This window comes from Pseudomonas lopnurensis (assembly GCF_015070855.1).
In the GTDB taxonomy this organism is placed as follows: Bacteria; Pseudomonadota; Gammaproteobacteria; order Pseudomonadales; family Pseudomonadaceae; genus Stutzerimonas; species Stutzerimonas lopnurensis.
The window spans coordinates 58,973-71,763 of sequence record NZ_JADDIX010000036.1 but is presented as its reverse complement, the minus strand read 5'-3'; the positions used below and the strand labels follow the sequence as shown (position 1 = coordinate 71,763).

8 protein-coding genes are annotated in these 12,791 nt (G+C 63.4%); 3 read left to right on the top strand and 5 right to left on the bottom strand.

Features of this window, described 5'->3' with window-relative positions:
* Positions 1 to 131: 131 nt before the first annotated feature.
* Positions 132 to 3,359: a hypothetical protein gene (locus IN820_RS07780; protein ID WP_193680427.1), complete on the top strand. Its 3,228-nt coding sequence runs from the start codon at positions 132 to 134 to the stop codon at positions 3,357 to 3,359.
* Positions 3,356 to 4,564, top strand: a complete 1,209-nt coding sequence (locus IN820_RS22555) for a hypothetical protein (protein ID WP_235989096.1) — start codon at positions 3,356 to 3,358, stop codon at positions 4,562 to 4,564. The genes IN820_RS07780 and IN820_RS22555 overlap by 4 nt, the downstream gene beginning before the upstream one ends.
* A gap of 54 nt (positions 4,565 to 4,618) precedes the next feature.
* Here the strand turns inward: IN820_RS22555 and IN820_RS07770 are convergent, their stop codons facing one another.
* The 5 genes from IN820_RS07770 to IN820_RS07750 form a co-directional block, all read right to left on the bottom strand.
* Complete coding sequence (locus IN820_RS07770; protein WP_193680426.1) at positions 4,619 to 5,812, bottom strand: hybrid sensor histidine kinase/response regulator; 1,194 nt, start codon at positions 5,810 to 5,812, stop codon at positions 4,619 to 4,621.
* A gap of 2 nt (positions 5,813 to 5,814) precedes the next feature.
* Positions 5,815 to 6,417, bottom strand: a complete 603-nt coding sequence (locus tag IN820_RS07765) for a chemotaxis protein CheB (RefSeq protein ID WP_193680425.1) — start codon at positions 6,415 to 6,417, stop codon at positions 5,815 to 5,817.
* Positions 6,414 to 7,232, bottom strand: coding sequence for a CheR family methyltransferase (locus IN820_RS07760; protein WP_193680424.1), 819 nt, complete (start codon positions 7,230 to 7,232; stop codon positions 6,414 to 6,416). Before IN820_RS07760 ends, IN820_RS07765 begins: the two co-directional genes overlap by 4 nt.
* 1 nt (position 7,233) lies before the next feature.
* On the bottom strand, positions 7,234 to 10,728 hold the full coding sequence (locus tag IN820_RS07755; RefSeq protein WP_193680423.1) for a response regulator: 3,495 nt from the start codon (positions 10,726 to 10,728) through the stop codon (positions 7,234 to 7,236).
* 210 nt (positions 10,729 to 10,938) lie between these two features.
* Positions 10,939 to 11,097, bottom strand: coding sequence for a YqaE/Pmp3 family membrane protein (locus tag IN820_RS07750; protein ID WP_193680422.1), 159 nt, complete (start codon positions 11,095 to 11,097; stop codon positions 10,939 to 10,941).
* A gap of 495 nt (positions 11,098 to 11,592) precedes the next feature.
* Here IN820_RS07750 and IN820_RS07745 point away from each other — a divergent pair, with 495 nt between their 5' ends.
* Positions 11,593 to 12,585 carry an SDR family oxidoreductase gene (locus tag IN820_RS07745; protein ID WP_193680421.1) on the top strand — a complete coding sequence of 331 codons (993 nt, stop codon included), beginning with the start codon at positions 11,593 to 11,595 and terminating at the stop codon, positions 12,583 to 12,585.
* The last annotated feature ends 206 nt before the right edge of the window (positions 12,586 to 12,791 follow it).

The following is a 12,791-nucleotide window of genomic DNA, read 5'->3' as shown; positions in this document are numbered from 1 at the left end:
CGGGCCGGGGGCAACCCGCTCCTGCCGTTGGCAAGCGTTGCCGAACAGGGGTCGCAGAAACTGATTATCGATATCTGGGGCGACCCGGCCGAGGGAGGCCAGGTGCAACTGCTCGACCCGGAAAGTGACGTATGAGCGAGCTGAAGGACCAGCCCATCGAACAGGGCACCCGCAAGCGCGCGGAGTACGACAACACACGCCGCGCACGCCTGGCGTTGAGCATCGGGCGAACGGACGGCGGCACGCTGCAGATCGTTGTCGAAACGGACATGCGCAGCCACGAGGAAGAGCCGGAGATCCAGCAGAACACCTTCCTCGCCATCGTCCCCCTGTCTCGGCTGCCCGGCCACGATCGGTACGATGAGGCGCCGAAAGGCGCACTGCCCCGTCCCGGGCGCATCTACGTATTCCAGAACGGAAAGCTATGGAGAGAACTGACCTGCGATGGCAAAGGCGATCTATCCGACGTGGACGTAGCCCATTGGCGCCGACTGGCGGCGCAAGGCGAACCGGCTGATGATCGGCCCCCGGTCGGTGAGCCGCTGGCGCTGACGTTGGTGCCCATGCTGTTGCAAGGCCGTTTCGTTGGCGACCAATACCGCATGGCCTACAGCGAAATGGCCTGGACCTGGGAATACATCGCCTGGCTGGAAGCCGACAGCAGTCGGGTCGGAAACCGCTGCCAGAGCGTCGCGCCGGCCTGGTCCGCCGCCATCGTCGGCGGTGAACGATGGAAAACGACCCAGGCGATGCCGCTCGTGGTCATCGACCGGCAGGCCGAGGGACTGCGCACACGCGATCTGCATATTGAGTGTGCGTTGCGCGACCCTGCGACTTTTACTCCGACACTGACCGCTCTCGATCCTCAAGAGCTATTTGTCGAGCTGCATAAGCAACAGCAATCGCTTGCAGAGCATATGGGAGCTACAGCTCCGGCTGCGCTGCCAGAGCTGGTTCTTGGCACGGATGTTCTCATAGAAAAAGGCTTGCGCGGTCATCCAAAACTGGTCGGTTTCATGCTGGACGACCCCTTGTTCGAACTGCGCCATGCGGTAGAGCAGTCTCGCTTGGCAGCCGAAGCCTTACAGACCTATAACGCCCTTGTACCCTTCCAGCCTTTCGGTCGTTATGCGGAAGTTCTCCACCAATGGGCGATGCCAGACAAGGCGCCATTGGCTGACCTGCGCGACCATGTCGATATGGTCGCGCTTGAGAAAACCATGCTGCATGCCGAGCGCAAATCTGCACGCGAATCTATTCACCGCCAGCTCGAGCGGACCTTGGCACTCTCACAGAGCAAACTGACCGCTGTATGGAATGACTGGATTTACAGCAACGACGAACGCTTGCTGGAGCCCTACAGCCTGCTGATCGATGTATTGGGAATGCTCAGTCGTCTCCCTCAAGGCAGCGATGCGCGCAGCACCGATGCGGAGGATCGTGCACTTGCACAAGCGGTAGAGCGCCTGATCAGGCAACTGGCGGATGCCAGCCATCCGCTTACCAATGCAGCCCTGGCCGACCAAAACGGAGCGCTGCCAGAGCTGGCCAAACGTCTGGCAAAACTGGCAGCAACAAGCCAGGCCATCAAGCCGGAGAACTTAGGTATCAGCACCTTGGCAATGTTCGCCGGGCTGGAAAGCCAGCAGTCGCCCAGCTATCAGTACGCGGCACAGAACGTTGCGCTGGCAGTGGACGAATGGCTGAACCACCTGAGTAAAGCCGTACTACTGACGCTCAGGCAGTTGCATACCAATGCTTCCACCGTCCAGTTGGATATGCAGCGTCTCTTCACGCCGACAGTGGGCCTGCTGAACAAGCTGCATAGCCAGGCCAGAACGATCAAGTTCATACCCCAGGGCGAAGCCCTCGCACAAAATATGGTGGTGTTGGGCGTGCACGGGGGCGGCCTCAGCTTTGGCCTGACACCCAGCGAGCGCACCACACTGACACGGAAAAATTACCTGTATGGCAACTTGCAGGGCCGCGGCGGCAATGTACTGGCCACCACCAGGGGCAAGCTGGCAGAGGCCAATCGCTTCGCCAGCAAGGAACTGGGGCGTTTTATCGTCGTAGCCGCGCCGGCCGACGATCCATTGGTACAGGAGCTGAACAGTTGGCGACTTAGCGCCGCCAATCTGAACCGCGCCGGGCAGATGGCCAAGTCGCCGGCACTGCCGCTCTTCGCCACGCTGATGGCGGCTTATAACCTGTATGTAAATACGGTGGGGGCTTCGCTGCAGAATGAGCCTGCTAGATTAGCAGTTGGTGGGTGGTCAGCACTCTCAGATCTTTTTCTCGCGTCAAACAACGTTGCGCTAAAAATCATAGAAGGCTCAAGCGTCCGCTCACCCTGGTATGCGTTATGGGAAAGGGGGCGCATCGACGTCTCGCGGATATCGGAACGCTGGGCAAGTAACCTCAGCAAGCGCACGGGTAGCACTTGGCTCAGTGCCTCGAGAATTGGTTCCGGGGCGGCCATGGTGGTAACCGTCGCTCTATTTGCTTGGGACGCCAAACGCGCCTTCGACCAAGGCGACAAGGATGTATCCGTTGCCAATGCCATTGCCGCATCCGGCTCGGCCATGTGGGCGCTTTATACACTTGGAGTGCTGGCCAGTCCCTGGGTACTGGGCGCAGGTATCGTGTTGTTGCTGGGCGGTGCGATCGCCACCGCTCTACTGGCCGATGATGCAATCGAACAGGCGATCAAGCACGGGCCATTCGGCAAGGAGCAGCGCCTGGCGCATATGAACGACCCCAGGGTCGCCTATCAGCAACTGCTCGGCGCTATCGGCCAACCTCGAGTACGCATCGAACGCCTGGATGATTGGCTGAGAAGTGCCCCCGCAGAAGATCAGGCGAAGCTGCAGGCTGCGGAAGCCCAGGGTAATAGCGACCTCGACCCGCTGGACTGGGTGGTCGAACTGCAGTCCGGCCTGCTGAGCCAATACCCTGGCGATCAGGGGTTTATCCTGCTGGCATCCGAATACGAACTGGAGCGTGGCCATCACAGCGGTTGGCAGCGCAGGCCGGCCAGGGCCATTTCGCGAGAAAAGCTCGGTGCCGTAGTGCTGGATGGCGGTCGCGTGCTCTATGTACTGCCCCATCAACACCAACCGGCCTTTAATCCATTGGCCACCAGTCGATACGCCCTCAAGGTGCGCGCCCAGTTCCGCCTCGGTCATCAAGCGTGCCGAGCAGGCGATCCTTTTCCGGCCTATGACGACCTGGTGCTGCCGCAGCCAAGCCCGCGCCAATGGGCGGCCTTCGATCCGGCACTGCTACCCAAGGAAGGCGACGTGATGGATGACCTACCCTATTGGCTGATCGAACAGAGCGACTACCGCAAACCATGAATGCCCCCGTGATTGAGCCAAGCCCTTATACGGCCAGCGCCTACAACTCGACCGCCATTCCGGCCCAGCCGCCGCATAAATGGCAGCAGGATGCCAATCGCAGCAATCTGCGCCGTACCCAGTTGCGCTGGGGCCACTATGCCAACCTGCAGCCCTGGCAGGTGGTCGATATGCAGCTACAGGCCAATGAACACACCTATGTTGAACGGACCGGGGAGGCCGAACTGTATTGCGACCAACAGCGCTGGCGCTTCGAGAACTTCAATAAGCTGCTTATGCTGATACCGTTCTTAAAGTATTGTGCTTTATTTGTGGGGCCGTGGTTGTGGTGGGGGTTCGCAACCATAGATTTTTTTTCAGGCTCCGCGGCAACAGTTTTTATATCATCGCTTTTCATGTTTTTAATGACAGGCCTTAGTGCCTGGTTATATTGGGAGGAAAGTTTAAAGGCCTACTTGGTCCAAGTTGGAGCCGGCTTAACCATGGCTCTGTTAAGTGCAGCTTTTAACTACAGTATTTCTAGTTACGGCACCGATCTATTTTGGATGTGCGGGGGGATGGTTTTATCCATCTTTATGGGGGTAGTCGGTTTCGATTTCCTGCTGGACCTGTATCTGCGTCTATTCAAATACGACGGCAGCGAGTTCAACAGGCAAACCGGTATGGTGACCATCGCCCGGCGCTTTCGTAAGCCATTCGTGGCGCCTTTCTATGAGTTCGACGCCACCATGGAATTTCGCCCAGGGCCGCATGGCAGCGGCGGCATGGCGCTGTGGTTGCATCACCGTTATGCCGATTGCGAAATATTCCTCGGCGGCAAGCTTCATCCATTGGGCTTCACTCCGGAAGAGGCGATGGCCTTCTGGGATTGCCTGCAGCGTTATATGGATATAAGCCAGCCACTACCGGAGTTGCCGGTGCTCGAACAGTTCCGACACCTCGACCCGGTCACCGCCGAGCATGACCGCCAAAGCAAGCGTGACCCACGCCGCTGGCGTGACATGCCCTACCGTGTCTGGGAGGGTCGAGGGCAATCGAAAACGATGAAGCGCAATCAGAACTACCCCTGGCAACAACAGCCCTGCATCCTCCAGGCCAGAATCGACCCCAACCTGAGCATCGAAACCTATTACCGTAGCCAGGAAGCCAAAGGCATCCAGGCCACGCCCAGGGCTGACGATTTCGACGACATTCACCGGCGCTGATGCAGACAGGCCTCGAGGCGTGAAGCCATCCGCAGGCTATGTTTGCGCGCGCGGCTACTCCTCACCCAGCGGCAGCAGCACCCGGAACAGCGAGCCCCGCCCTTCCTCGCTCTCCACCTGGATGTGCCCCCCGTGCGCCTTGACGATCTGGTCGGCGATGAACAGGCCGAGCCCCAGCCCGGCGCTGCCTTCGCTGCCTTCGGCGCGCTCGAACTGGCAGAAGATGCGCGTCAGGCTCTTCGGGCTGATACCGATGCCATGGTCGCGCACTTCGATGCAGGCGCCCTCCGGGCATGGCGCAACGCTGACCTGAACCAGCTTGCCGGCGCCGTAGCGCATCGCATTGGTCAGCAGGTTGGCCAGCACCTGCTCGATGCGGAACCCGTCCCAGACGCCCAGGATCGGCGCGCTCTTCTCCAGTTGCAGCTGGCAGCCCTTGGCCTCCATCTGCGCGGCGAAGCTCTCGACGACGTTGCCCACCAGCTGCGCGAGGTCGAAGCGCGAGGGGCGGATCGACAGCTTGCCGGTGCGGATGCGCGAGACGTCCAGCATGTCGTCGATCAGGCGGATCAGGCTCTGGATCTGGCGCTCGTCCTTGTCCACCATGCTGCGCAGCTTGCGCTCGTCGAACGCGGCGAGGTTGTTGCGGCTCAGTTGCAGCTTGCGCAGCTGCACCTCGAGAATCAGCGTGTTCAACGGCGTTTTCAACTCGTGCGAGACGACCGACATGAAGTCGTCACGCATGCGTACGGCGTTTTCCAGCTCCGCCTTGGTATTGCGTAGCTCGTCGAGCAGCACCTCCTGCTCGCGCCGACTTTTCTCCAGCGCTTCGAGCTGGCGCGCCAGGCGCTTGCGACTGCGGTACAGGTCGACGAACACGCTGACCTTGCTGCGTACCGCATGGGCATCCAGCGGCTTGTGCATGAAATCCACGGCGCCGCTCTCGTAGCCCTTGAAGGCATAGTCGAGCTCGCGGCCGGCAGCGCTGACGAAGACGATGGGGATCTGCTTGGTGCGCTCGGTGCCGCGCATCAGCTCGGCCAGCTGGAAACCGTCCATGCCGGGCATCTGTACGTCGAGAATGGCCAGGGCGAACTCGTGGCGCAGCAGCAGTTCCAGCGCCTGCTCGGCCGACTCGGCCTGGTGCACGTGGATGCCGGGCGCCTGCAGCAGCGCATCCAGTGCCAGCAGGTTCTCCGGCAGGTCATCGACGATCAGCAGGTTCACCTCGTCGGTACGGTCGGGCATGGTCACTCCAGTTCTCGCAACAGTCGATGGATGTCGCGCAGGGGCAGAATATGATCCGGCGCAAAGCGCTGGAGCGCAGCACGGGGCATGGTCGCTACCGCGGCCTCGGCGGGGTCCTGGATAACGGTCAATCCGCCGCTGCGGTGGATCGCCTCGAGGCCGGCGGCGCCGTCCTCGTTGGCGCCGGTGAGCAGGACCCCCGCCAGACTCGTCCCCCAGGCATCCGCCGCGGACTCGAACAGCACGTCGATCGATGGCCGGGAGAAATGCACCACGTCGTCCTGGCTCAGCGACAGGCTGTGGTCGCTCTCGACCAGCAGATGGTAACCGGGCGCGGCGAAATACACCGTGCCGCCGCGCACCTGTTCCTTGGCGTCGGCTTCCTTGACCCGCATCGCCGTCTTGCGCCGGAAGATTTCCGCCAGGTGGGTCGGGCCGCTGCGCGGCACGTGCTGGACCACCAGCAGCGCCAGGCGGAAATCGGCCGGCAGGCCGCTCAGCACGATACCCAGCGCCTCCAGCCCGCCGGCCGAGGTGCCGATGACCACCGCCTCGACGGGAGGCTGGCGCTGACCGGGCAGGATGACTCGCGCAACGCTGTTCATAGCTTGCGAAAGATCCTTTCCTGTTTGTCGAACGCTTCGTAGAGCCCGGCGTAAGACGAGAACTCGACGGTTTCCTTGCAGCCCATGCCGAGAAATCCGCGGTGGCAGAGCGACTCGTGGAACAGGCCGAAGGCGCGATCCTGCAGCGGCTTGTTGAAGTAGATCAGCACGTTGCGGCAGGAGATCAGCTGGGTCTCGGAAAACACGCTGTCCGTGGCCAGGCTGTGATCGGCGAAAGTGACCTTTTCCTTCAGCGACTTGTCCATGATCGCCGAGTCGTAGGCGGCCGTGTAGTAATCGGAGAAGCTGCGCTTGCCACCGGCCTGCTGGTAGTTGACGGTGTACTGGCGCAGGTGGTCGATGGCGAAGATGCCCTGGCGCGCCTGCTCCAGCGAGCGCGGGTTGATGTCGGTGGCATAGATGAGCGAGCGCTCGAGCAGGCCCTCCTCCTGCAGCAGGATGGCCATCGAGTAGACCTCTTCGCCAGTGCTGCAGCCGGCGATCCAGATCTTCAGCGAAGGATAGGTGCGCAGCACCGGCACCACCTGCTCGCGCAGCGCGCGGTAGTAACCGGGGTCGCGAAACATCTCGCTGACCGGGATGGTCAGGTACTGCAGCAGGTCCATGAAGACCTGGGCGTCGTAGAGGATCCTGCGCTGCAGCGCGGAGATGCTGTCGCAGTCCATCTGCTTCAGTGCCAGCAGCACCCGGCGCTTGAGCGAGGCTCTGGAGTAGTCGCGGAAATCGTAGCTGTACTTGAGGTAGATCGCTTCGATCAGCAGCTTGAGTTCGATTTCCACGTTGCGGTCGGGCATGTCACAGCAGCTCCACTTTTGGCAGCCAGACGCGGATCAGCGAGAACAGGCGGTCGAGGTCGATGGGTTTGGCCAGGTAGTCGTTGGCACCGGCGCGCAGGCAGCGCTCCTGGTCGTCCCTCATGGCCTTGGCCGTGACGGCGATGATCGGCAGCTTGGCGAAGCGCGCGTCCTTGCGGATTTCCTGCATGGCGGTGAAGCCGTCCATTTCCGGCATCATGATGTCCATCAGCACCAGATCGATGTCGCTGTCGTGCTGCAGCCTGTCGATCGCCTCCAGGCCGTTGCGCGCGATCTCCACCAGGGCGCCCTTGTGTTCCAGCGCGCTGGTCAGGGCGAAGACGTTGCGCACGTCGTCGTCGACCACCAGGATCTTGCGCCCTTCGAATGCCTTCTCGCGGCTGCGCGCGCTCTTGAGCATCTTCTGCCGCTCCGGCGGCATGTCCGACTCGACCTTGTGCAGGAACAGCGTGACCTCGTCGAGCAGGCGCTCCGGCGAGCGCGCACCCTTGATGATGATCGAGCGCGAGTACTTGAGCAGCGCCGCCTCCTCGTCGCGGGTGAGGTTGCGCCCGGTGTAGACGATCACCGGCGGGAAGGAGCAGATGTCCTCCTTGGCCATGCGTTCGAGCAGTTCGCTGCCGTCCATGTCGGGCAGCTTGAGGTCGATGATCATGCAGTCGAACACGGTGTTGCGCAGCAGCTCGAGCGCCTGCTCGCCGAACTCGACGGCGGTGATCTCGACGTCGACGTCCTCGATCAGCCGCGACACGCTCTCGCGCTGGAGGGCATCGTCCTCCACCAGCAGGATGCGCTTGACCTTCTGCGCCAGCTTGGCTTCCAGGCGACCGAACACCTCCTTGAGTTCGTCGCGGGTGGCCGGCTTCATCGCGTAGCCCACCGCGCCCATCTGCAGCGCGGTTTCCTTGCGGTCCTCGACGGACACCACATGCACCGGGATGTGCCGGGTCGCGGGGTATTCCTTGAGGCGCTCGAGCACGGTGAGCCCGGAATGGTCGGGCAGGCGCATGTCCAGCAGGATCGCGTCGGGCTTGTACTGCGCCGCGGTGTCGAAGCCGTCGTCGGCGTTCTGCGCGATCAGGCAGCTGTATTCCAACTCGTGGGCGAGGTCGCAGAGGATACGGGCGAACTGCGGCTCGTCCTCGATCACCAGCACGCAGCGTTCCTTGAATGGCAGGTTGTCGCGATCGTCGGGCAAGCGCTCGACCGGTGGGGCGGCACGGGCCGCGACCAGCAGCGTCTCGCTTCGCGGCACGGCAGCGACCGGATCGGCAACCACTGGCGGCTCGACCGCAGCAGGTTCGGCCGCCGCCACCTCGCCGTAGTTTTCCGGCACCAGCAGGGTGAAGGTGCTGCCGGCGCCGGGAACGCTCTGCACGCTGATCTGCCCGCCGAGCAGTTGTGCCAGCTCGCGGGAAATCGACAAGCCCAAACCGGTGCCGCCATAGCGGCGGTTGGTGGTGCCGTCGGCCTGGCGGAAGGCCTCGAAGATCGCCTCCTGCTGTTCGGCGGGAATGCCGATACCGGTGTCCCTGACGGCGAAGGCCAGCTGGCCGCTGGCGTGCCGTTCGACGCGCAGGGTCACCGAACCCTTCTGGGTGAACTTGAAGGCATTGGCCAGGAGATTCTTGAGAATCTGTTCGAGGCGCTGGCGATCACTGAAGAGCGTCGGCGGCACGTCGTCGGCCAGTTCCACCTCGAACGTGAGCGATTTCTCCATGGCCTGGGGCAGGAACAGGTTCTTCAGCCCGTCGACCAGGCGGGTGAGGATCGTCAGTTCGGGATGCACCTCGAGCTTGCCGGCTTCCACCTTGGATATGTCGAGAATGTCGTTGATCAGCGTGAGCAGATCGTTGCCGGCCGAATAGATCGAGCGGGCGAACTGCACCTGATCCTCGCTGAGGTTGCCCGCGGGATTGTCCGCCAGCAGCTTGGCCAGGATCAGCGAGCTGTTCAGCGGCGTGCGCAGCTCGTGGGACATGTTGGCGAGGAATTCCGACTTGTAGCGGCTGGCGCGCTGCAGCTCGTCGGCACGCTGTTCGAGCATCAACTGGGCATCGTGCAGGCGCTTGTTCTTCTCGTCCATCTCGTCGCGCTGGCGCGCCAACGCATCGGCCTGCTCGGCCAGTTGCTCGTTGGTCTGCTCCAGCTCGGCCTGCTGCTCCTCCATGTGCGACTGCGACTCGCGCAGGGCGTTGGACTGCTCCTCCAGTTCCTCGTTGGCGGCGCGCAGCTCTTCCTGCTGCACCTGCAGTTCCTCGTTGAGCTGCTGGGTCTCGGCGAGCACTTTCTGCAGGCGCTGGCGATAGCGGGCCGCCTCGATGGCCGAGCCGATGGTGGCGCCGATGCGCCGCAGCAGTTCGCTGTCCTCCTCGCGCAGCGGTCGCAGGAAGCCCAGCTCGATCACGCCGTTGAGCATGCCGCTGTCCTCCACCGGCACGAGCAGTACCGAGCGCGGCGTGGTGTCGCCCAACGCCGAGGACACCTTCAGGTAGTCGGCCGGCAGATTTTCCAGCGCCATCAGGCGCCGCTCCAGCGCGACCTGGCCGACCAGCCCGGAACCGACCTCCAGGGTCCGTGCGCCCTGCAGGTGATCGCAATCGTAGGCGTATTCGGCGACCCGCTGCAGCTTGCCGTCCTGCATCACGAAGAGCGCGCCGACGGCCACATCGAGATAGCGCGCGAGGAAGCCCAGCACGCCCTGGCCCAGCGCCGGCAGGGTCAGCTCGCCGATGATCGCGTCGCTCAGCTGCGTCTGTCCGGTGCGGTACCAGGCCTGCTTCTCCAGCGCCTCGGCGTGGGCCTGCTGGCGGCTCAGCGATGCGGAATAGCTGGTGGACAGCGTGGTCAGGTCGCGGCGCCCGAGGAACACCAGCAGGCCGCTGAAGACCAGGCTGAACAGCAGGAAGCCGCCGATCAGCAGTGTGATGACGGTTTCCGAGGTGCGGTTGCGCTCGGCGCGCATCTGCCGTTCGGCGGCGACGAACTCGTTGAGCAGGGTGCCGCGTTGCTCGGTCAGCCCAAGCCCCCGACCGCTGCGAATGAACGTGGAGACCGGTCGGCCTTCGGCACGCCGCGCGATGGCCTCTTCGGCGAAGTCGAGCCAATGCCGATGCAGCGTCTCGATTTTTTCGATACGCCTCAGTTGCTGCGGATTGTCCTGGGAATAATCCTTCAGTATCTCCAGCTCGCGATCCATCTTCGCCATGCCCTGGCGATAGGGCGCGAGGAAGCTCTCCTCGCCGGCGATCATGTAGCCGCGCATGCCGGTTTCCAGCTCGACCAGCAATCGCTGCGCTTCATGGGCATGGGCGGTGCCCTGTACCGATTCGTCGATCCAGTGGCTGACGCTGAGCAGGTAATAGACGATGGCGCTGAAGAAGAATGCGCTGAGAAAGCCGAAGCCCAGCGGCACGGCGACGTTGCGGTTGAGAATGCGTCTGAAGTTGTTCTGATCGATGAAGGACTCGCTCATCTGGTTTCCTTTCCGCCTGCCCGGGACGTATCGAGCGCACGCGAGGCGCTGCGCCAGACATGACCAGCCGGTGATCATGCTCCGATATCGGCATGTTCTTGAGTGTTTCGCGCGCAATAGGTTCCAATCGCGCCGTCGTGGCGAGGACTCTACACGGCAAGCTCGACGAGCACAAAAGGCCCGACCGATATCCGACCCGGCAGGTATGGATCAGCGGCGAGCGATGATCCAGACGGCGTGGATGATGCCGGGGATGTAGCCGAGCAGCGTCAGCAGGATGTTCAGCCAGAAGGCGCCGCCGAAGCCGACCTGCAGGAAGACCCCCAGCGGCGGCAGCAGAATCGCACAGATGATGCGGATGAGGTCCATCATGGTCTCCGTCAGGTCAGATGCGGCCAAAGGGCCTGCTCAGGAATCGACCTGACCCGCGCGTCGGGGTTCCTTCCTCGCCGCCAGCGGCCGGTGCGCGGGCGCCAGCGGGAGCAAGGATCGCCACCACAGGCGGCGATCGAGAACCGGGGCGACTGGATAAGCCGCCGAGGGCACCTGCGACAGGCGCACGGGAGGAATGGACGCGAGCGGCCGGATTGTGTGGGCGCTCCTGATGCGTCATGCACTTCGCCTTTTGAGCCAAGGGCGGCGCCAAGCTCATCGCTTAGCCTGCTAACTATTACAGAGTCCCCGGCGTCGCGCCATTGGCCGAAGGTCTATAGACGAGTTTTTTACTCAGCCATGCTGGCGAGGCGCATCGGAACTCGTCGGGCGGCCCCCGGTCGTCTCTACACAAGCGCTGCACGCGGGCGACGACCGACGTTGCGGCAGCCGTGCAGCGGCCGTTGGCCAGTGGGAGCGGGAGATGCATCGATGACCGAAGCAACCGTGGTGATCTGCGGCGCCACTGCCGGGGTCGGCCGCGCCACCGCCCGGTGTTTTGCCGGGGCCGGCTACCGGATCGCCGTGCTCGCCCGTGGCGAGAAGGGGCTGGCCGAGACCGCCGCGGAGTTGCAAGCCATGGGCACGCGGGTGCTGGCGATTTCGGCCGACGTCGCCGACGCCGCCGCGATGGATGCCGCGGCCACACGCGTCGAGACGGAACTGGGGCCGATCGACGTCTGGGTGAATGCGGCGATGGCCACGGTGTTCGGCGCGGTCAGCGAGCTGAGCGCCGAGGAGATCCGCCGCGTCACCGAGGTGACCTACCTGGGCTGCGTACACGGCACCCTGGCCGCCCTGCGCTGCATGCGCCCGCGCAACCGCGGCACCATCGTCCAGGTCGGCTCGGCCCTGGCCTATCGCGCCATTCCGCTGCAATCGGCCTATTGCGCCGCCAAGTTCGCCGTGCGCGGCTTCACCGACGCGCTGCGCTGCGAACTCATCCACGACGCCAGCGCCATCCGCCTGACCATGGTCCAGTTGCCGGCGCACAATACGCCGCAATTCGATTGGGCGCGCAACAAGCTGGGTCGGCGTGCGCAACCGGTGCCGCCGATCCACACACCGGAGGTCGCCGCCCGGGCCATCCTGCGCGCCGCCCGCGAGGCGCCACGCGAACTCTGGGTCGGCAGTGCGAGCCTGAAGGTGATCATCGGCACGCTGTTCATGCCCGGTCTGCTCGACCGGATACTGGCCAGGCGGGCCTGGGACGGACAGATGTCCGCCGAGCGCGAGCCGGTCGGGCGCCCGGACAATCTCTTCCAGCCGGTCGAGGGCCTGCATAATGCCGAGGGCCGCTTCGGCGACCAGGCGCGCCGCCAGACGGTCGCGCTCGGCTCGCAGACGGTCGGCCGGCTGGCGCTGGGGGCCGGCGCGCTACTGGCCCTGAGTATCGGCTTGATCCTGAGCCGGCGCGAACGCTGAGGCGGACCGGCAACCGTAGGGCGGGTGAAAAAACCGCGCGGGCGATGCCAAGGCCAGCACCGAATCGGCGGGTTGCACCCGCCCTACCGCTGTGTGCCGTATTCGCGAGCATGGCTCACTCTCATCAAACATAACGCTTTGTTTTTGGCTCTGTTCCCATTGCGTGTTGCTCGAATTGTCGAGGTGTTCTGAGCGTCCGTAGGAGC

Coding starts and splice junctions, on each gene's coding strand:
- IN820_RS07780 (WP_193680427.1), top strand. CDS start 132: ATGAGCGAGCTGAAGGACCAGCCCATCGAACAGGGCACCCGCAAGCGC.
- IN820_RS07755 (WP_193680423.1), bottom strand. CDS start 10,728: ATGAGCGAGTCCTTCATCGATCAGAACAACTTCAGACGCATTCTCAAC.
- IN820_RS07760 (WP_193680424.1), bottom strand. CDS start 7,232: ATGCCCGACCGCAACGTGGAAATCGAACTCAAGCTGCTGATCGAAGCG.
- IN820_RS22555 (WP_235989096.1), top strand. CDS start 3,356: ATGAATGCCCCCGTGATTGAGCCAAGCCCTTATACGGCCAGCGCCTAC.
- IN820_RS07750 (WP_193680422.1), bottom strand. CDS start 11,097: ATGGACCTCATCCGCATCATCTGTGCGATTCTGCTGCCGCCGCTGGGG.
- IN820_RS07765 (WP_193680425.1), bottom strand. CDS start 6,417: ATGAACAGCGTTGCGCGAGTCATCCTGCCCGGTCAGCGCCAGCCTCCC.
- IN820_RS07745 (WP_193680421.1), top strand. CDS start 11,593: ATGACCGAAGCAACCGTGGTGATCTGCGGCGCCACTGCCGGGGTCGGC.
- IN820_RS07770 (WP_193680426.1), bottom strand. CDS start 5,812: ATGCCCGACCGTACCGACGAGGTGAACCTGCTGATCGTCGATGACCTG.